Below are 18,372 nucleotides of genomic sequence, written 5' to 3' on the forward strand. Positions count from 1 at the left end.
GGTATGGGTATACGCGGGAGTTCCCGGTGGAGCGGATGATGCGCGACGCCAAGATCACCCAGATTTATGAGGGGACCAACCAGATCCAGCGGATGGTCATGGCCCGCCAGCTCCTGAAGTAACCGGCAGCCGCACCTCGAAGAGCGCACCGCCGCCGGGAGCGTCGCGCACGGTGACCTCCCCGCCGTGCGCCCGGACCAGGTCCCGGGCGATGGCCAGGCCGAGTCCCGCGCCGCCGTCGTCCCGGCTGCGGGCGTCGTCGAGCCGCACGAACCGTTCGAAGATCCGCTCGCGGTCGCCGGGCGGCACCCCGGGCCCGTCGTCGGCGACCCGCAGCACCGCCGCGCCCGCCTCCTCGCGCAGCGACAGGCGGACGGCGGTGTTCGCGTACCGCTCGGCGTTGTCGAGCAGGTTGCCGACCACGCGCGCCAGCCGTCCCGGAACGCCCATGACCCGGGGGTCCCCTTCGACCGACGCCTGGACGGGGATCCGGTCCCCCGTGCGCCGCTCCAGCGCGTCCCGGACGAGCCCGCCGAGCAGGACGGGCCGGGTCGGCGGACGGTCCCCGGCGTCGATGCGGGCGAGCAGGAGCAGGTCGGCGGCGAGGTGCTGGAGCCTGACGACGTCCTCGACGAGCCCGTCCACGTCCAGCAGCCCGGGGTGCGCGGCGGCGACCTCCAGCTGCGTGCGCAGCGACGCGATCGGGCTGCGCAGCTCGTGCGAGGCGTCCGCCACGAACCCGCGCTGCCGCGCCACCGACTCCTCCAGCGCGGCGAGCGTCTCGTTCGTCGTCGCGGCGAGCCCGGCGATCTCGTCCCGCGCGTCCGGCACCGGCACCCGCCGGGCGAGGTCGCCGGAGGAGGTGATCGCGGCCAGCTCCGCCCGGACCGCCTCCACCGGCCGCAGCGCCCGCCGCGTCACCAGCCAGGTCACCCCCGCGACCACCGCGAGCAGCGGCGGCAGCCCGCCGAGCATCGCCCGGGTGGCGGTGCCGGCCGCGTCCCGCGCCGCGCCCAGGTCGGCGCCCGCGTACACGGTCACCGTGTCGTCCCGCGGGGTCGTCACCTCGACGGCGGCGAACCGGTAGTCGGCGGTCCGGCCGTCGACGGTCACGCCGCCGGTGGTGAAGTCCGGGTCGCCGTCCGCCATCTCGCCGCGCCCGGGGTCGTCGTCCCGCACCTTGCCGCCATGGCCCCCCTTGTCATCTCCGTCGTCATCGCGCGCGGCCGGGCCGGGCCGCACGGCCGGGGACCCGGTGCCGCCGATCGCCTCCAGGTCCTCACTCACCGCGCGCACGCGGCCGTCCTCGTCCACGACCTGGACCGGATGCTCGTCCGGGTCGGGCAGGTCGAGCGCGGCGTACGGGGTCCCGGCGGCGAGCTGCCCCGCCACCTCCCGCGCCGCCACCTCGGCCTCCAGCTCGGCCCGGCCGGCGAGGTTCGCGCGCAGCAGCAGCACCACCGCGAGCCCGGCGGCGACCAGCGCGGCGGCCACCACGGCGGTCGCGCCCAGGGTCGTCCGGGCCCGGACGGTCGCCGGGCGGCGGGCCACCTCAGCCGCCCCCGTCCCGGGCGAGCCGGTACCCGGACCCGCGCACCGTCGAGATCGACCGGCGCCCGAACGGGACGTCGAGCTTGCGGCGCAGCGCGCTCACGTACACCTCGACGATGTTGGGGTCCCCGTCGTAGGCGAAGTCCCAGACGGCCTCGATGATCTGCGCCTTCGACACGACCCGCCCGGCGTTCACGGCCAGGTGCTCCAGCACGGCGAACTCCTTGGCGGTCAGCTCCACCTCGGTGCCGCCCCGGAACACCCGCCGCGCCGCCGGGTCCACGGTGAGGTCGCCGAGCGTGATCACGGGCGCGGCGCCCCGCGTCCGGCGGCGCAGCAGCGCCCGGATGCGCGCCACCAGCACCAGGTAGGAGAACGGCTTGGTGAGGTAGTCGTCCGCGCCCGTGTCCAGGCCCTCGGCCTCGTCGTACTCGCCGTCCTTGGCGGTCAGCATGAGGATCGGCGTCTCCTCGCCCGCGGCGCGCAGCTCCGCGCACACCCGGTAGCCGTTCATCCCGGGCAGCATGATGTCGAGGACGATCAGGTCGTACTCGCCGCCGAGCGCCCGGTGGAGCCCCTCGGCGCCGTCATGGACGGTATCGACGACGTACCCCTCGGCCGCGAGCCCCCGTTCGAGGGACGTGGCGAGGCGTCTCTCGTCCTCGACGATCAGGAGGCGCATGCTCATAGCGTGCCAAACCCCACCTGAAGCCGGCTTCAGGTTGCTTCAGCATCGCTACAGGAATGCCCGGCATCGTCCATGGCGAACGGGTGGCCGGGCATAACGGCCACCGACCCGAGAACTGGAGGCCGGATTCCGATGAGATTCGACGCACGACGCATGCTCTCCGCCCGCTGGCCGCTCGTCGCGGTGGCCGCGGCGGCTCTCATCGCGGCCGGGGGAGTCGGCGCGGTCGCCGCCGCGGACGGCGACGATGATGGAACCCCCGCCGGCGACCCGTCCGCCACGACGTCCGCACCGTCGGCGCCGGCGCCGGCGGTGCCGCTGGCGCAGGCGGTGGACACCGCGCTCAAGGCGGTTCCCGGCACGGTCGACGAGGCGGAACTCGACGACGAGCACGGCCGGGCCGTCTGGGAGATCGACGTCCTCCCGGACCGCGGGACCCCGCGCAACGTGGTCGTCGACGCGGGCAACGGGAAGGTCGTGGCCAACCGCGCGGACCATCCGGACGGCGACGACTCCGAGTCGCCCGGCGCGGTGCGCGGCTCGAAGATCACCATCGCGCACGCGGCCGGGGCGGCGGAGAAGGCCGTCTCCGGGCGCGTCACGTCCGTCGAGTTCGAGCGCGAGCACGGCCGGGCCGTGTGGGTGGCCGACGTGACCGGCAAGAACGGCACCGTGTACGAGGTCGCCGTGGACGCCGGAACCGGCGGAGTCCTCTCCAAGGAGACAGATCAGGACTGACGCGACCTCCAGCGGGAAGAGAACCGCCGAGGGGGTGCGCATGAGCGAGCAGAAGCCCGCGCCCGGAGTCGACACGGCGGTCTCGCACGTGGCGCGCATCTGGAACTACTGGCTGGGCGGCAAGGACAACTATCGCGTGGACCGCGAGGTCGGCGACCAGATCCTCGGGATGCTGCCGGACGTCGCCCGGCTGGCCCGCGCGTCCCGCCTGTTCCTCAACCGGGTCGTCTGGTACCTGACCGCCGAGGCGGGCGTCCGCCAGTTCATCGACATCGGAACGGGCCTGCCCACCGTGGACAACACCCACGAGGTCGCCCAGCGCGCCGCGCCCGAGTCGAGGGTCGTCTACGTCGACAACGACCCGCTGGTCCTGGAGCACGCGCGGGCGCTGCTCACGAGCACCCCCGAGGGGCGCACCGCCTACACCCACGCCGACCTGCGGGAACCCGAGACGATCCTGGAGGCCGCCGCCGAGACGATCGACTTCGGTGAACCCGTCGCCTTCACCCTGATGGGCGTCCTGGAGTTCATCCCCGACGACGAGCGGGCCTACGGCATCGTGCGCACGCTGCTGGACGCCGCGACTTCGGGCAGCTACTTCGCGATGTACGACGGGACGAACGTCATCCACCGCGAGGCGTCCGACCGCATCGTCGAGGTGTGGAACGCGTCGGGCAACACCGAGCTCGTGCTGCGGACGCCCGAGCAGATCGCCCGCTTCTTCGACGGGCTGGACATGCTGGAGCCGGGCGTCGTCCCGGTGACGCACTGGCGGCCGGACACGGTGCCCGACCAGGAGCCGGTGGACGCCTACGGCGGCGTGGGACGCAAGCCCTAGCGCCGCCTTGACATGCAACCGTCCGGGTGCCTATCTTCAAAGGCAACCAGATGGCTGCATAAGGGGCGCGCATGGACGAGGTCTTCAAGGCGCTCGCGGACGCCAGCCGCCGCCGGCTGCTGGACGGCCTGAACGCCCGCAACGGGCAGACCCTCCGGGAGCTGTGCTCCGGGCTGGACATGACCCGGCAGTCCGTCAGCAAGCACCTGGCGGTCCTGGAGGGCGCCGGCCTCGTGACGACGGTGCGCCGGGGGCGCGAGAAGCTCCACTACCTCGACGCCGCTCCGATCAACGCCATCGCCGACCGCTGGATGAGCCGGTACGACCAGGAGCGCGCGCGTGCGCTCGCCGACCTGAAGACCGCATTGGAGCAGGGTCCGATGAACGAGTTCGTCTACACCGCTTACATCAAGACCACGCCGGAGCGGCTCTGGGAGGCCCTCATCGACCCGGCGTTCACCCGCCGCTACTGGGGCGTCTCCTTCGAGACCGACTGGAAGCCCGGGTCCACGATCACCTGGCACGAGGAGGGCGCGACCATCGCCGACCCCGAGCAGGTCGTCCTCGAAGCCGAGCCGGGCCGCCGCCTCTCCTACACCTGGCACACCTTCACACCCGAGTGGGCCAAGGCCGTCGGCGTGGACGAGGAGACCCGCGTCCGGCTCCTCCAGGAACCCCGCTCCAAGGTGACCTTCGAGATCGAGCCCGCCGGCGAGACGGTCAAGCTCACCGTCGTCCACGAGGGCGGCGACACCCTGCTCGGCATGTCCCGCCACGGCTGGCCGCAGCTGGTGTCTGCCCTGAAGACCCTCATGGAAACAGGCGAACCCCTCCCCGCCCCGTGACCACTACGGCCGACTGGCCCGATACTCCTCAGCCTCCGGAACCTCGGTGTATTCGAGCAGGTGGGTGTCAGCGATCCGCTCCAGCACCCCGCGCACCTCGCCCGGTGTGGCGTAGAAGAACTCCCGCCGCAGGTTGACCTGGTTGACGCGCTGCTCGGCGAACTCCTGGTGCAGCCTGCCCTCCAGGCCGACGGCGTCCTCGCTGAAGATGAGCGCGTGCACGTCGAACCGGAACGGCACGGACGCGTCCCCCAGCTCGCGGACGCGGTCCATCGGATCCAGCCGGCGCGTCATCCCGATCTTCACCATCCGCTCGCCGAACGCGCCGATGTTGGAGATCACGTACACGTAGCCGGCCCGGGTCTTCGCGGCCCGCCCCTCCACGTCTGAGATGGCCGATTCGACGTCCGCCAGCTTCGCGCGCAGCTCCGCGGCCCCGGCGGCGTCCCCGTTGGCCTCCAGCCGGGCGAGCGCCGACTCCACATGCGAGCGCTCCTTGAGCAGGCGGGCCTTCTCGCGCTCGAACTCCTTGCGCGCCTTGTCCTCCTCCCGCTGCCGCTCGCGCTCGGCGCGCACCCGCTCCTTCTCCTCCTCCGCCTTGGCGAGGTGGTCGGCGGTGAGCTCCAGCTCGCGGACGCGGATCTGCCGATACTGGCGGCTCACCCGGATGTCCATCGTCTTCCCGAGCCGCTCGATGGTCTGCGCGGTCTTGTCCAGACGGTCGATCGCCGACTGGAGCTTGTACGGCCGCATCGTCCGGATGAGGTTGTCGGCCTCGGCGTTGTACGCGCGGAGCATCAACTTGGAGAAGTCGCGCACCATCTTGGACCCCTGGGCCGCCGACCCGTTCACCGTCCAGTTCGTCGCCCCGACGACCGCCTTCCCGCCGCTCGCCATCGACTTGATCCGATCCTTCACCCGCGCCAATTCGGCCTTATAGGCCACAACATCCGCGAGCGGGTGCTGGTACTCGTATACGCCGGCCTCTTGCAGCAGCGCGAGGTCCTGCGTCTCGACGATCTCCTTGCGCAGCCGCGCGAGCTCCTTGCGCTTCTGTGTCATCTCCCGCCGGACGCCGGACGCCTCGCCGCGCAGTCGCTCGATCTCCGCGGCCACCTGCGGAGCCTCCAGCCCGCCGAGGCGCTCCAGCCACTGCCGCAGTTCACCGTTCTCGGCCTCCAGCTCCTCGATGCGCTGCCGCTTGCCTCCGAACACGGGCCGCGGTCTGGGGCCCGAGTGCGGTGCCGCCACCGGCGGGACGGGAGGCGCCGGCTGCGCCGGTGCGGCGGGCATGGGGGCCGCCGGTGCCGCGGGGAGCCAGAACTGCCAGCCCGCCGGGGGCGGCGGCCAGCTCGCGTCGGGCTGCCAGCCGGGCGGGGGCGTCCACCCGGGCGGGGGCGCCGGCCAGGTCGGCGGAGGGTTGTAGCGCCACCCGGACGTGTCAGCGGGGCCGGTGAAGGTTCGCGGCTGCATCGGCGGCGGCTGGACCGGGCGGACAGGCTCGACGGGCGTCGCTTGGGGCGGCACCGGCGGGACGGGTGCGGGCCGGGCGGCCTCTTCGATGATCCGCCGGACGTGGGCCGCGTCCTGATCGTGCACGTCGCCGAAGTCGGTCTCGGTGCCGTTCCCGTCGCGCACCACCAGGAACCATCGCTGCTTGTACGACGTCCGCGTCTCGACGGCGGCGACGTCGGCGATGGCGATCTCCTGGCGCGGCCCCTCCCGGACGAGGTCGGGCGCACAGAGCCCGAGCACCCGCCGCTCAGTGACGGCGATGTGCGTTAACTTCGGAAGGGCCTTCACGGTCGACGCGAGTGCCAGAACCGACTCGCCGTCCCGAAGGAAGAACCTCACCCGGCGCATCAGGTCGTCGGCTTCGATCGGATCGACCTCGACACCGACATAGCCCGGGCGGGGGATGTTCTGCACCGTCATCGCTTCCTCGCAGCGTTGCCTCTGGGCAGAACAGGTCGACCCCGTTACCGGCGAGTCGTTCCCCGTGCCGCCGTCCGATCGGACAGTCGAGGGGAGCGCTCGACGTCTCTTGGACGGGTCGGCGGTGGGTGGGGTTTACCGGGAGCTTCGGTGGGCGGGGGGCCTACAGGAGCATGTCGGTGCCGCCGGATTCCTCTTCGCCGTCGGTGGTGTGCTCCAGCTCCAGGTACTCGTCGTCCGGCCAGAGGCGGTCGGCGAGGAAGGCGAGGTACTCCTCGTCGTCCGGGTCGAGTTCGGCCGTCATCGACTCGGGGTGCGTGCCGGGGTCGGGGGACGGCTCGGGGACGTGCGGGGGCGGCATGGGGCGGAGCAGGTTGGGCAGGCAGAGCCCGAGCAGGGCCAGCAGGGACACGAGGACCAGGACTGTGACCACACCGCACCGTCCTTTCATCACGGTCGAGTTCCGCATGAAGCTTGCGTAAGTAGCAAAACATCTGAACGCTATCGGGATCCCCGGCCGGATGGGAGCCCCGACATGCGAGGTTCCGGGGACAATGAGCCCGTGGACCCTCACGTGGACGCGCGTGCGCGCGAGCTGGCGAGGATCATCTGGGATCACCTCGTCCTGGCCGGCCCTCTCTCCAAGGCTGACGTGATCCTCGCGCTGGGGAGCCACGACACGCGGGTGGCGGTGCACGCGGCCAGGCTTTGGCACGAGGGTTGGAGTTCCCTGGTGGTCGTCTCGGGCGGCCGGGGGAAGATCACGTCGGGCTGGGACGAGACCGAGGCGCGTGTGTTCGGGCGGGTCGTGCGCGAGCACGGGGTCCCTGCGAACGCTGTGATCCTGGAGGAGACGGCGTCCAACACCGGGGAGAACATTACGGCGTCCCGGCGCCTGCTGGACGGGCGGGGAGTGGCGGTGCGCAGCGGGATCCTCGTCGCGAAGCCCTACATGACACGGCGGGCCCTGGCCACGGCGCGGCGCCAGTGGCCGGAAGTGGAGTGGACGGCCTCAGCGCCCGAGCTCGGGTTCGACGCGTTCGGTCAGGACGAGCGCCAGTTCATCGAGCTGATGGTGGGCGACCTGCAGCGGATGGTCGTCTACGCCGAGCGGGGCTTCCAGGTGCCGATGCCCGTCCCCGCGGCGGCCTGGGCGGCGTACGAGGAGCTCGCCCGGCTCGGATACGACGGGCACGTGATCAGATGACTCGCGGGGGGAGGAACCCGCGAGTCTAGGCGGCCGTCGTGGGGCGGTGCGGCGCGATGACGCGGCCGTCGGGCAGCAGCTCGCCGGTGTCGTCGAAGACGACGACGCCGTTGCAGAGCAGGTTCCAGCCCTGCTCGGGGTGGGCGGCCACGATGCGCGCGGCCTCCCGGTCGAGGTCGTCCGGCGTCGGGCAGGGCGGCTCGTGCGGGCAGATGGTCGGATGCGGTTCAGCGGTCACGGGGTTCCTCCACGGGTGTCCTCGTGATTAAGGACATAATGCAGCCTGCCGCGTTGCGTCCGAAATATGCAAGTGGATGGCAGATTCTTTACCGTTCAGGACGTGTGAACTTCGGATGGATCGGGCATTCGGGGTGTTTCACCGCAAGAGGCCCTCGTCCGGTTCGCCGCCGTGATCCACGTCCAGGCCGACGACGGACGTGCACCCGGTGCAGATCCACTCGGCGATGACGGCCTCGTTCGTGCCGTGCGTACGGTAGGGGCGGTCGACCGTCCTGCGCCGCATGCCGTGCCCGCAGGACGAGTGCAGCAGCCGACCGCACGTGGGGCACGGCCAGACGTCCTCCCGGCGCAAGTTGCACTGGGGGCACAGCGGTGACTCGTAGTGGTCGGCCGGCTCCCCGAACTCCAGCTCGGTGAGCCACTCGCTCTCCAGGTCGAGGTACTCGTCCCCGGGCCAGTGGTGGTCGGCCAGCCATGCGAGGTACTCCTCGTCGCCCGGCTCCAGGACGGCCGTCAGCGACTCGGGGTGCCCGGTCGTCGGGCGTGGTCGGCGCCTGCCGCGCCGCGCGGTGGCCAGGAGCGTCAGCAGGCCCAGGAGCGCGGCCGCGGCCAGGCCGGTCGGCAGGGGCATCGCGGCGTCCTCACATGATCTTGTGGCGGGGAAGTCCGATCATGAATGCACTTCACAAAACGCTGCGAACGCTACAAGAAGGGCTCTTAACGGAAAAGTCGATCAAAAAGATTCTTTACGTGGATCATACCCGGGCCGCGGCCCGAAACCCGGGCGGGCCACCGTCCGGAACCCCGCAGCCTGCGGGAATCGGGGCCGCCGGGGCGCTCCGCCGGACGCCGTCCGGCGGGACCGTTCACTCTCCGCTGAATCGTCCGATCATGGCGGCGGACCGTCAGTCCTTCCTGCCCAGGACGGCCACCATCTGGGTGTGCAGCGGGTGCTCCAGCGGCCCGGCGGGGCCGTCCGGGCGCCATTCGGTCACGTGCGCCACCCCCGGTTCGAGGATCGTGAGGCCCTCCATGAACCCCTCGATCTCCGAGGAGTGCCGGAAGTACGAGCCGCCCAGCCCCGACTGCAGGATGCGCTTGGCCTCCTCGACGCGCGGGTCCTCGCCCGAGTCGTGCAGGTGGGTGAGCATGACGTGGCTTCCGGGCGCGAGGAACGGCAGCAGCGACCGGACGACGCCCGCGGGGTCGCGCTCGTCCGGCACGTGGTGGATGATCGCGGCCAGGACGACCCCCACGGGGCGCGACAGGTCGATCAGCTCCGTCAGCGCCCGGTCGGCGAAGATCCTCCCGGCCTCGTACAGGTCGCCCTGGATGAACGTCGCGACGCCCGTCTCGGTGAGCAGGGCACGCCCGTGCGCCAGGACGATCGGGTCGTTGTCGACGTAGACGACGCGGGCGGCCGGGTTCGCGGCACGGGCGAACTGGTGCACGTTGGACGCCGTCGGCAGCCCCGAGCCGATGTCGATGAACTGGTCGATACCGAGTTCGCCGGCCAGGTAGGTCACCGCCCGCTCGATAGCGACCCGGTTGCCCTGGGCCACCACCGGCGCCTCCGGCACGAGTTCCATCACCATGTCGGCCACCTCGCGGTCGGCGGCGAAGTTGTCCTTGCCGCCGAGGAAGTAGTCGTACACGCGCGCGAAGGTCGGCGTGGAGGGGTCGATGCCCGCCGGTGCGTTTTCGGGAGGGTCGTCGGCCACGCGTGCGACTCCTTCGGTCGTGCGCCCGGATGCCGTGGACGGGCGTCGGGGGGGTTGGGGTGGGACCCCAGCGTAGGGCGACCGGCCCTGCCCGTCAGGGATTTCGGCCCGGTGGGGTGCGGTTTTCCGCAGGGTCGGGGTGCGGCGCGCGGCCGGACGACCGGGCGGTGCGCTCCATGGTTCCGGCCGCCGCCGGTTCCTAGCGTCATTCGCATGATCGAGATGATGAGCGCGGCGTCCGGCGCCGAGCCCGCCGGCGGCATCGCGGGGTGGGCGACCGACCTGATGGACGAGCTCGGCGCGCCCGGCGCGGGCCTGGCGATCGCACTGGAGAACCTGTTCCCGCCGCTACCGAGCGAGGTGATCCTGCCGCTGGCGGGGTTCGCCGCGGCGCAGGGGCGGATGAGCCTGGTCGCGGCGATCGTCTGGACGACGATGGGCAGCGTCGCCGGCGCGCTGGCCCTCTACGGCATCGGAACGCTGATCGGGCGCGACCGGATCCGCGCGCTCGTGGCCCGGCTGCCGCTGGTCAAGCTCGCCGACCTGGACCGGACGGAGGCGTGGTTCGCGCGGCACGGCGCCAGAGCGGTGTTCCTCGGCCGCATGGTCCCGATCTTCCGGAGCCTGATCTCCATCCCGGCCGGGGTCGAGCGGATGCGGATGACGGTGTTCCTGCTCTACACGACCCTCGGCAGCCTGCTGTGGAACACGGGGTTCGTGCTGGCCGGGTACGGGCTCGGTGACAACTGGCGGACGGTCGAGGAGTACGTCGGCGTCTACTCCAAGGGGGTGGTCGCCGTGGTGGGTGCGGCGGTGCTCGTGTTCGTGGCCGTCCGTATCGTGAAGTCGCGCACGCCCGCCCGCGAACCGCGGCCGGGCGCCCATCGGGCGGAGACACGAGAGTTCGAACGTGATCGCATCTTCTGACGCGGTGCGCCGCGGCGTCCGCGCGGCCGCCCGGGTCACGGCGGGGCTGCTGCTCGGCGCGTTCACCGCCGGGGCGGAGCTGGTCCTGCTGGGGGTCGCGGCACTGCTGATGGCCTACTCGCTGGCGTTCTCCCGGGGCCGCCGGACGGTGCCGAGGGCCGTGGCGGGCGGTGCCCGCCTCCTGGTCGAGCTGGAGCGCCGGCGGCTCCGCGCGTTCCTCGGCGAGGACAGGGCCGTCGAGTACGGCCCGCTGAAGGCGCTCGCGTACCTCGTCCTGCGGGTCCCGGTCGGGCTGCTCGGCGGCCTGATCCTGCTGCTGGTCGCCTACGGGGCGGCGTCCGGGATCTCGCTGGCGGTGGGCTGGTGGATCACGGGCGACTACCCGGACGGCATCCCGCCGTCCTGGTGGATCGTCCTTTACACCGCCGTCGCGGGCACGGTGCTGCTCTTCCTCGCGATCCAGGGCCTGGTCGGGGTCGTGGCGCTGGAGAAGGCCGCGGCGCGGCGCTGCCTCGGGCCGAGCCCGCTGGAGGAGTACGAGCGCCGTATCGCGCAGCTGTCGGTGACGCGGGCGCAGGTCGTGGACGCGGTGGACGACGAGCGCCGCCGCATCGAGCGGGACCTGCACGACGGCGTCCAGCAGCGTCTCGTGGCCCTCGGCATGCTCATCGGCCGCGCCCGCCGCGCGGGCTCGGAGGACAGGGCGGCGGAGCTGCTGAGGCAGGCGCACGAGGAGGCGCAGCGGGCCCTCGCCGACCTGCGGGAGGTCACCTGGCGCGTCTACCCGGCCGTGCTGGACGGCGAGGGCCTGCGCGCGGCGCTGGAGACGGTGGCCGAGCGGTCGCCGCTGCCGGTGGCGATCGAGTTCGACGTGCCCGGACGCCCCCCGCACGCGGTGGAGACCGCGGCGTACTTCGTCGTCTGCGAGGCGGTGACCAACGCGGCCAAGCACTCCGGCGCCCGGTCCGTGCGGGTCGCCGTCGAAGGATCGGCGACAATGATCGGCGTGCGCATCGAGGACGACGGAGCGGGCGGAGCCGATCCGGCCGGGGGCGGGCTCGCCGGGCTGGCCCGCCGTGTCGCGGCGCTGGACGGCGCGTTCACCGTGGACAGCCCGGCCGGCGGCCCGACCGTGATCACCGCGGAGCTGCCGTGCGGGTGATGCTCGCCGAGGACTCGACGCTCCTGCGCGAGGGCCTCGTGCGGCTGCTCGTCGAGGAGGGCCACGCGGTGGCCGCCGCGGTCGGCGACGGCGACGCCCTGATCGCGGCGGTGGCGCAGGGCCCGCCCGACGTCGTGGTGGTGGACGTCCGGATGCCGCCGACGCACACCGACGAGGGGCTGCGCGCCGCGCTGGAGATCCGGCGGCGCTGGCCGGACGTCGGCGTGCTCGTCCTGTCGCAGTACGTGGAGAAGCGCTACGCCACCGAGCTGATCACGGCCGACACCACCGGCGTCGGCTACCTGCTGAAGGACCGGGTCGCGCAGGTCGACGAGTTCCTGGACGCGCTGGACCGCGTCGGGGCGGGCGGTGCCGCGTTCGATCCCGAGGTGGTCCGCCGGCTCCTGGCGCACAGCACGCACGCCGACCCGCTGGCCCGGCTGACCCCGCGCGAGCGGGACGTCCTCGACACCATGGCCCAGGGGCATTCCAACGCCTCGATCGCCGCGGCCCTCCACATCTCGCAGAGCGCGGTCGAGAAGCACGTCAACGCGATCTTCGACAAGCTCGACCTGTCGCACGCGTCCGGCTACAGCCGCCGGGTCCTCGCCGTCCTGCGCTATCTGGGGTCCTGAACCGATGCCCGCAAAAACGGACTAACAGGTAGGAATCGGGTATGGCCACGACCGACCCTCGACGAGAAGGGAGAAGGTCGTGACGGACACCAACAAGGGCGTCGTCTACCAAGGGCCGGGGAAGGTCACGGTCGAGGAGCTCGACTTCCCCAAGCTCGAGCTGGCCGAGCAGTCGGGCCGCAAGCTCCAGCACGGCGTCATCCTCAAGGTCCTCGCCACCAACATCTGCGGGTCCGACCAGCACATGGTGCGCGGCCGGACCACCGCGCCCGCCGGGCTGACGCTCGGCCACGAGATCACCGGCGAGGTGGTGGAGACCGGCAGGGACGTCGAGTTCATCAAGGAGGGCGACCTCGTCAGCGTCCCGTTCAACATCGCGTGCGGGCGCTGCCGCAACTGCAAGGAGCGCAACACCGGCGTCTGCGAGAACGTCAACCGCGAGCGTCCGGGCGCGGCCTACGGCTACGTCGACATGGGCGGCTGGCACGGCGGCCAGGCCCGCTACGCGGTCGTCCCGTACGCGGACTTCAACCTGCTGAAGTTCCCCGGCGACCGCGACACCGTGATGGCGAAGCTGCCCGACCTCGCGATGCTGTCGGACATCTTCCCGACCGGCTACCACGGCGCCTACACCGCGGGCGTCACCACCGGCTCCACCGTGTACGTGGCCGGGGCCGGGCCGGTCGGGCTCGCCTGCGCCACCGCCTGCCACCTGCTCGGCGCCGCCGTCGTGATCGTCGGCGACTTGAACGCGGAGCGGCTGGCGCAGGCCCGCGCGTTCGGCTGCGAGACGATCGACCTGTCGCAGCACGACAACGTGCCCGAGCAGATCGAGCAGATCCTCGGCGTCCCCGAGGTCGACGCGGCCGTCGACTGCGTCGGGTTCGAGGCGCGCGGCCACGGTCCCGAGGCGGCCAAGGAGCACCCCGCGACCGTGCTCAACACGCTGATGGACATCACCCGTGCGGCCGGCGCGCTCGGCATCCCCGGCCTGTACGTCACGGGCGACCCGGGCGCGCCCGACGAGAACGCCAAGGTCGGGCAGCTCGGGCTGCGGATCGGCCTCGGCTGGGCGAAGTCGCACGTCTTCACCACGGGCCAGTGCCCGGTGATGAAGTACAACCGGCAGCTGATGATGGCGATCCTGCACGACAAGGTGCAGATCGCGCGCAACGTGCACGCGATCGTCATGCCGCTGGAGCAGGCGCCCCAGGGCTACGCCGAGTTCGACCGCGGCGCGGCGGAGAAGGTCATCCTCGACCCGCACGGGCTGGTGGGCGCGGGGGTCTGACCCCGGGGGCGGCGGGCTCGCGGTCCGGCGCGCTCGCGAGCCCGCCGCGGCTCAGCCGACGCCCTCGGCGATCCGCAGCGCCATCGCCATGACGGTGAGCTGCGGGTTCACCTCCGGGCAGCTCGGCAGGACGGAGGCGTCCGCGACGTGTACGCCGCGGACGCCCCGCAGCCGTCCGGACGGGTCCACCGGCGCCCGCGCGGCGTCGGCGCCGAGTCTCGCCGTGCCGGTCGGGTGGAACCCGGCCAGGTGCAGGTCGGCGGCGGGCGCCATCGCGACCGCGCGCGTCAGCTCGGCCTCGTCCCGGACGACCGGGCGGCGGGGCAGGCCGGTGAGCACCTCGGCCGCCCCGGCGGCGAACAGGATCCGCCCCATGGCGACGAGCGCGCGCCGCAGCCGGGCGGCGTCCTCCCGGGCCAGGTCGTAGCGGACCAGGGGCCGGTTCCGGCCGTGCACGCGGCCGGACGGCGCGTCGGCGATCATCGCGCCGAGCACGGCGAGGCGGTCGGCGTTCTCCAGCTCGCGGCGCAGCGCCCGTCCCGCTCCGGGCAGCGGGAAGGAGCTCATGCCGGGCGGGCTCGCGGTCGCCTCGATGAGGATCCCGTCGCCGTGCAGTTCCTCGATGCCGACGCTCTGCATCACCCCCGACCACGACACGACCGGCTCGGCGAAGCGCCCGGCGACGTTCGTGGCGGGATGGACTGCCATCCCGCGCCCCAGCCGGGGGTGCCCGCCGAGGCCGGAGCGCCGCAGCAGCAGCGGGGTCTGCGTGGCGCCCGCCGCGACGACGACGCGGGGGGAGAGGATCTCGAAGGTCGTGCCGTCCGGGCGCCGCGCCCGCACGCCGGTGGCGGTGCCGCGCTCCACCAGCACGCGCTCGACCCGCGCCTCGGTCACGATGCGCGCCCCCGCCTCGCAGGCCTGGGGAAGCGCGTTCAGGTGGACCCCGTACTTGGCGTTGTGCGGGCACCCCGCCGCGCACTGCCCGCTGCCCCGGCAGTCCGGGGCGTTGCGGCGCAGCGGCGCGGCCCGCCAGCCGAGCCGCTCCGCGCCCTCCAGGGCGAGCAGCCCGTTGCGGCCGAGCGGCGCGACCGGCTGCCGCGTGACGCGCAGGGTGGCCTCCACCTCGTCGAGGTGGGCGCCGAAGCCGTCGACCGGGACGCCCATCCCGGCCCACCGCCGCAGGACGCGGTCCGGCGTCCGGTAGCAGGTGCCGCTGTTGACGACGGTCGTCCCGCCGACGGCCCGGCCCTCGGGCAGCAGCACCGGCGGGCGGCCGAGCGCGACGGCCGAGCCGCCGTCCCGGTACAGGTCGAGGAACCGGTCGAGCGGTGGCCGGTCGCGGAACTCGGCCACGGTGAAGCGGCGCCCCTCCTCCAGGACGAGGACCGACATGCCGCGCCGGGCGAGGGTCCGCGCGGCCATCGCCCCGCCCGCCCCCGACCCGATGACGACGGCGTCGGCGGTCGAGCAGGACGGCCAGTCCGCGGACGGCGTGCAGTCCAGCGGCGCGTCCGGGCGCGGGTCGCCCGCGGCCCCGGGCGGCGGCAGCAGCTCGGTGCCGGCGGCGAGCAGCAGCGGGATCTTCAGCGCCTCGACGAGCCGGGCCGCCGGTTCGCGGGACGTCAGCAGCGCGCAGAACGCGTCCCGGCGTTCGGCGTCCAGGGCCTCCAGGGGGTGTCCGGTGGCGAGGCGCGACAGCGCGTCGAGCGTGCCCGCCCCGGCGCGCAGCCCGAGCCGTGCCGGGGCGGGCAGCGCGCGGCCGAGGGCCTCCGCGCGGGCCGCGACGCGGGCCAGGTCGTCGGCGTCCTCGATGCCGAGCAGCGCCGCGACCGTCCCGGTCATCGCGCTCATCGCAGCCCCACCTCGGCGTGCCCGGTGCCGTCGAGCCGCCACTCGCGCTCGGTCTTCCAGCCGTCCGCGGACCGCCGGGCCAGGACGATCCGGACATCGGCGCGCTCGGAGTTGTGGCAGACCGCCGGGGCGCCGTCCGGGTCGGCGTAGTCGACCGGCACGGTCTCCTCCGGCGGCAGCGTCACCGTCACGTGCAGGGCCCGGTCGCCGATGCGTCCGCGGACCGTCCAGGTGGGCAGGCGGACGTCGGCGCGCAGCCGGAGCGCCGCGAGCAGCGGGTCGCCGGAGGGCAGGTCGGCGCCGTCCACTCGCAGCCGGGCGAACGGCAGCGGGGGCAGCCGGTTCATCCCCGGGCGCGTCGAGACGGCCGCCACGATCTCGCACACGTCGCCGCCGCCGAGGTCGGCGTGCAGCCATGCCCACCGCCGCGCGTGCCCGTGCCCGTAGATGCGGGCGGAGGCGCCGGGCGCGCCGTCCAGGACGAGGGCCCGGTCGCCGAACCGCACCTCGCCGTCGTAGTTCGCCGTCGGCTTCGGGACGATCTGCGCGGCGGGCAGCAGCTCCGACGCCCACGCCCAGCGCGGGAACGTGTACAGCGGGCGCCCGCCGCCCGACTCGCGCAGATCCCAGGTGATCGCGCCCGCCGAGCCGGTGAGCCTGTCGCCCGTCTGCGCGACGGGCCCGGCCGCGAACGCGGCATCGCCGGGACGGCTCCACCCGAACGGGCCGAACCGCGCGAGCACGGGCGCTTCGCCGGGCGGGAAGACGGCGGCCCAGCCGTGCGCCCGCGCCTCGCCCTCGTCCGGCGCGACCAGCTCGTGGTGGAGCCAGAAGCCGGTGCCGGTCGCCGGGTCGGTCAGCGTCGTGTACCAGACCTCCAGCCGCCCGGCCTGCCCCCGCCAGCGCGACCGCATCGGATCGGGGCCCGGGAACCGGAAGCCGCGGAGGAAGGGCAGGAGGTGCCGCCGGACGTCGAAGCGCAGCCGCGCCTCGCCGGCCACGGTCCCGTCCGCGCCGGTCACCGTGAGCGGCAGGACCGTCATCGACCGGACGGGCCGCCGCGCGCTGACGGTCTTCCAGCCGTCCAGGCGCAGCCTGCGGCCGTCGTCCGCGGTGAACTCCAGCGTGTAGCGGATGCGGCGCGCGGCGATCGGCGCCACGCGCAGCGTCCCCACCGCCGCGCGATCGTCCGCCCAGCCGGGGACGTGCACGCGTCCGGTCAGCTCGCCCTCCACGTCCCCCCAGGGCCGGAGGATTTCGGGCAGGGTGGCCGCGAGTTCGAGCCGCATCGGTCGCTCGGCGTCCTCGCCGGCGATCCGTACGACCCCCTCCATCACTTCCCGGAACACCGTGCCCCGGCCGGCCTTCGTCTCGCCTTCCGCGGGGCGGGTCTGGAGTCTCGCGCTCTCGGTCATCGCCGGCCCGTCATGATCGCTTCGGTCTCGGTGAAGTAGGCGGTCGCCGCGGCGCGCGCCCGGTCCGCGTCGCCGTCGCACAGGGCGTCGATGAGGGGCGCGAGCCGGCCGGCCGCCGCGGCGGGGTCCTTGAAGGCGTGCACGAAACCCTCCCGGACGGCGAGGTAGGCGTTCAGCAGGGCGTTGACCATGAAGCCGTACACCCGGTTGCCGGTGGCCGCCGCGATGACCCGGTGGATCTCGCACTCGGCGAGCTGGGCCGCGTCGCCGTCGGCGGCGTCCCGGACCTGCGCGGCGAGCTCCCGCAGCCGGGCCCGGTGCTCGCCGGTCGCGCTGGCCGCCGCCTTGGCCGCCACCTGCGCGCCGACCTCGCGGCGCACCTCGAAGATCTCCGCCATCCACGCCGGCCCGACCGTGCTGACCAGCATCGGCAGCAGTTCGGGGCCGCCGAGCCGCTCGTAGTCGCGCACCCGCGTCCCGACGCCGTGCCGCGTCTCCAGCAGTCCCGCCTGCGCGAGCCGGACGATCGCGTGCTTCAGCGACGTGCGGGTCACCGCGTAGCCGGCGGCGAGGTCGCGTTCGGGGGGCAGGTAGGAACCCGGGGGATACCGGCCGCTCAGCACGTCGTCGCGCAGCCGGTCGACGAGCGAGTCGACGACCGTGTCGCGGGGGATCGGTGTGGACGGCAACGCTACCTCCAGAGGTCCAGTGGCTCAGCCACTGGACCACGCCGCGGGCATTGGCGTCAAGAGCGTGGCAGGGTGGAGACCGGGATCACGAGGAGGGGACGGAGACATGCTCGGCACGCTCGACTGGCGGCCCGCGGACGGACGGCGCGACCTGCTGGCCGATCCGGTCGCCGCGGCGATCGGCGGGCTGCCGGGTGCCGAGGCGGCCGAGATCGATCCGGAGCTCGCCGACACCGCCGCGTTCTGCGAGCGCTACGGCGTGCCCCTCGACGCCAGCGCGAACTGCGTGGTCGTCGCCGCGAAGCGGGGCGGCGAGGTGGGCTACGCCGCCTGCATGATCCTCGCGACCGATCGCGCGGACGTGAACGGCGTCGTCCGCAAGCACCTCGGCGCCCGGAAGGTCTCGTTCGCGCCGATGGCCGACGCCACGGCGCTCACCGGCATGGAGTACGGCGGCATCACCCCGGTCGGCCTCCCGGAGGGCTGGCCGGTCCTCGTGGACGAGGCCGTCGCCGCCGCTCCGCACGTCGTCATCGGCAGCGGCCTGCGCAAGTCCAAGATCCTCCTGCCCGGCAAGGCCCTCACCGCCCTCCCCGGCGCCGAGGTCCTCGCCCTGGCGCTGTGAGCGCGGGCGGC

20 protein-coding genes are annotated in these 18,372 nt (G+C 73.4%); 10 read left to right on the forward strand and 10 right to left on the reverse strand.

From position 1 onward, the window contains the following. A partial coding sequence (locus ABGB11_RS38185; protein WP_347640450.1) for an acyl-CoA dehydrogenase family protein occupies positions 1-122 on the forward strand: 122 nt, incomplete at its 5' end. Here ABGB11_RS38185 and ABGB11_RS38190 read toward each other — a convergent pair. Both ABGB11_RS38190 and ABGB11_RS38195 read right to left on the reverse strand, forming a co-directional pair. Beyond that, positions 97-1,551 carry a HAMP domain-containing sensor histidine kinase gene (locus ABGB11_RS38190; protein ID WP_347640384.1) on the reverse strand — a complete coding sequence of 485 codons (1,455 nt, stop codon included), beginning with the start codon at positions 1,549-1,551 and terminating at the stop codon, positions 97-99. The genes ABGB11_RS38185 and ABGB11_RS38190 overlap by 26 nt on opposite strands. A gap of 1 nt (position 1,552) precedes the next feature. Further along, positions 1,553-2,233 (reverse strand): response regulator transcription factor, encoded by a 681-nt coding sequence (locus ABGB11_RS38195; RefSeq protein WP_347640385.1) that lies wholly within the window; start codon positions 2,231-2,233, stop codon positions 1,553-1,555. 138 nt (positions 2,234-2,371) lie between these two features. Between ABGB11_RS38195 and ABGB11_RS38200 the strand changes: the two genes are divergently transcribed. From ABGB11_RS38200 to ABGB11_RS38210, 3 genes are all read left to right on the forward strand, one after another. Continuing rightward, on the forward strand, positions 2,372-2,977 hold the full coding sequence (locus ABGB11_RS38200) for a PepSY domain-containing protein (protein WP_347640386.1): 606 nt from the start codon (positions 2,372-2,374) through the stop codon (positions 2,975-2,977). A gap of 40 nt (positions 2,978-3,017) precedes the next feature. Further along, the gene (locus ABGB11_RS38205; protein WP_347640387.1) at positions 3,018-3,815 is read left to right on the forward strand and encodes an SAM-dependent methyltransferase; all 798 of its coding nucleotides are present in this window, start codon (positions 3,018-3,020) and stop codon (positions 3,813-3,815) included. A 71-nt stretch (positions 3,816-3,886) separates the two neighbouring features. Further along, positions 3,887-4,660 carry a metalloregulator ArsR/SmtB family transcription factor gene (locus ABGB11_RS38210; protein WP_347640388.1) on the forward strand — a complete coding sequence of 258 codons (774 nt, stop codon included), beginning with the start codon at positions 3,887-3,889 and terminating at the stop codon, positions 4,658-4,660. 3 nt (positions 4,661-4,663) lie between these two features. Here the strand turns inward: ABGB11_RS38210 and ABGB11_RS38215 are convergent, their stop codons facing one another. Together ABGB11_RS38215 and ABGB11_RS38220 are read right to left on the reverse strand one after the other, a co-directional pair. Next, positions 4,664-6,595, reverse strand: coding sequence for a DUF4041 domain-containing protein (locus tag ABGB11_RS38215; protein WP_347640389.1), 1,932 nt, complete (start codon positions 6,593-6,595; stop codon positions 4,664-4,666). Between the two features lie 163 nt (positions 6,596-6,758). Continuing rightward, a complete protein-coding gene (locus ABGB11_RS38220; RefSeq protein ID WP_347640390.1) occupies positions 6,759-7,028 on the reverse strand; it encodes a hypothetical protein in 270 nt (89 codons plus the stop codon). A gap of 129 nt (positions 7,029-7,157) precedes the next feature. On the opposite strand from ABGB11_RS38220, the gene ABGB11_RS38225 reads away from it, so the two are divergent. Beyond that, positions 7,158-7,802, forward strand: coding sequence for a YdcF family protein (locus ABGB11_RS38225; protein ID WP_347640391.1), 645 nt, complete (start codon positions 7,158-7,160; stop codon positions 7,800-7,802). A 25-nt stretch (positions 7,803-7,827) separates the two neighbouring features. On the opposite strand, the gene ABGB11_RS38230 is transcribed toward ABGB11_RS38225, so the two are convergent. From ABGB11_RS38230 to ABGB11_RS38240, 3 genes are all read right to left on the reverse strand, one after another. Then, positions 7,828-8,016 carry a DUF5999 family protein gene (locus ABGB11_RS38230; protein ID WP_024935232.1) on the reverse strand — a complete coding sequence of 63 codons (189 nt, stop codon included), beginning with the start codon at positions 8,014-8,016 and terminating at the stop codon, positions 7,828-7,830. A 162-nt stretch (positions 8,017-8,178) separates the two neighbouring features. After that, positions 8,179-8,673 carry a hypothetical protein gene (locus tag ABGB11_RS38235; protein ID WP_347640392.1) on the reverse strand — a complete coding sequence of 165 codons (495 nt, stop codon included), beginning with the start codon at positions 8,671-8,673 and terminating at the stop codon, positions 8,179-8,181. Positions 8,674-8,947: 274 nt separating this feature from the next. After that, positions 8,948-9,763: an SAM-dependent methyltransferase gene (locus tag ABGB11_RS38240; protein ID WP_347640393.1), complete on the reverse strand. Its 816-nt coding sequence runs from the start codon at positions 9,761-9,763 to the stop codon at positions 8,948-8,950. Positions 9,764-9,985: 222 nt separating this feature from the next. Between ABGB11_RS38240 and ABGB11_RS38245 the strand changes: the two genes are divergently transcribed. The 4 genes from ABGB11_RS38245 to fdhA all read left to right on the forward strand — a co-directional run bounded on the left by ABGB11_RS38245 (position 9,986) and on the right by fdhA (position 13,778). Beyond that, the gene (locus ABGB11_RS38245) at positions 9,986-10,690 is read left to right on the forward strand and encodes a DedA family protein (RefSeq protein WP_347640451.1); all 705 of its coding nucleotides are present in this window, start codon (positions 9,986-9,988) and stop codon (positions 10,688-10,690) included. Next, positions 10,674-11,852, forward strand: a complete 1,179-nt coding sequence (locus ABGB11_RS38250; RefSeq protein ID WP_347640394.1) for a histidine kinase — start codon at positions 10,674-10,676, stop codon at positions 11,850-11,852. The genes ABGB11_RS38245 and ABGB11_RS38250 overlap by 17 nt, the downstream gene beginning before the upstream one ends. Continuing rightward, complete coding sequence (locus ABGB11_RS38255) at positions 11,843-12,487, forward strand: response regulator transcription factor (RefSeq protein ID WP_347640395.1); 645 nt, start codon at positions 11,843-11,845, stop codon at positions 12,485-12,487. The genes ABGB11_RS38250 and ABGB11_RS38255 overlap by 10 nt, the downstream gene beginning before the upstream one ends. 79 nt (positions 12,488-12,566) lie before the next feature. Next, complete coding sequence (gene fdhA, locus ABGB11_RS38260; protein WP_347640396.1) at positions 12,567-13,778, forward strand: formaldehyde dehydrogenase, glutathione-independent; 1,212 nt, start codon at positions 12,567-12,569, stop codon at positions 13,776-13,778. 51 nt (positions 13,779-13,829) lie between these two features. On the opposite strand, the gene ABGB11_RS38265 is transcribed toward fdhA, so the two are convergent. From ABGB11_RS38265 to ABGB11_RS38275, 3 genes are read right to left on the reverse strand one after another with little or no spacing between them, the layout of a single operon-like run. Next, positions 13,830-15,632, reverse strand: coding sequence for a GMC family oxidoreductase (locus tag ABGB11_RS38265; RefSeq protein ID WP_347640397.1), 1,803 nt, complete (start codon positions 15,630-15,632; stop codon positions 13,830-13,832). Beyond that, the gene (locus ABGB11_RS38270) at positions 15,629-17,047 is read right to left on the reverse strand and encodes a hypothetical protein (RefSeq protein ID WP_347640398.1); all 1,419 of its coding nucleotides are present in this window, start codon (positions 17,045-17,047) and stop codon (positions 15,629-15,631) included. Before ABGB11_RS38270 ends, ABGB11_RS38265 begins: the two co-directional genes overlap by 4 nt. After that, a complete protein-coding gene (locus ABGB11_RS38275) occupies positions 17,044-17,736 on the reverse strand; it encodes a GntR family transcriptional regulator (RefSeq protein WP_347640399.1) in 693 nt (230 codons plus the stop codon). The genes ABGB11_RS38270 and ABGB11_RS38275 overlap by 4 nt, the downstream gene beginning before the upstream one ends. Before the next feature lie 106 nt (positions 17,737-17,842). On the opposite strand from ABGB11_RS38275, the gene ABGB11_RS38280 reads away from it, so the two are divergent. Then, positions 17,843-18,361: a YbaK/EbsC family protein gene (locus ABGB11_RS38280; protein ID WP_347640400.1), complete on the forward strand. Its 519-nt coding sequence runs from the start codon at positions 17,843-17,845 to the stop codon at positions 18,359-18,361. Positions 18,362-18,372: the final 11 nt, after the last annotated feature.

It is taken from the genome of Actinomadura sp. B10D3 (assembly GCF_039871695.1).
In the GTDB taxonomy this organism is placed as follows: domain Bacteria; phylum Actinomycetota; class Actinomycetes; order Streptosporangiales; family Streptosporangiaceae; genus Spirillospora; species Spirillospora madurae.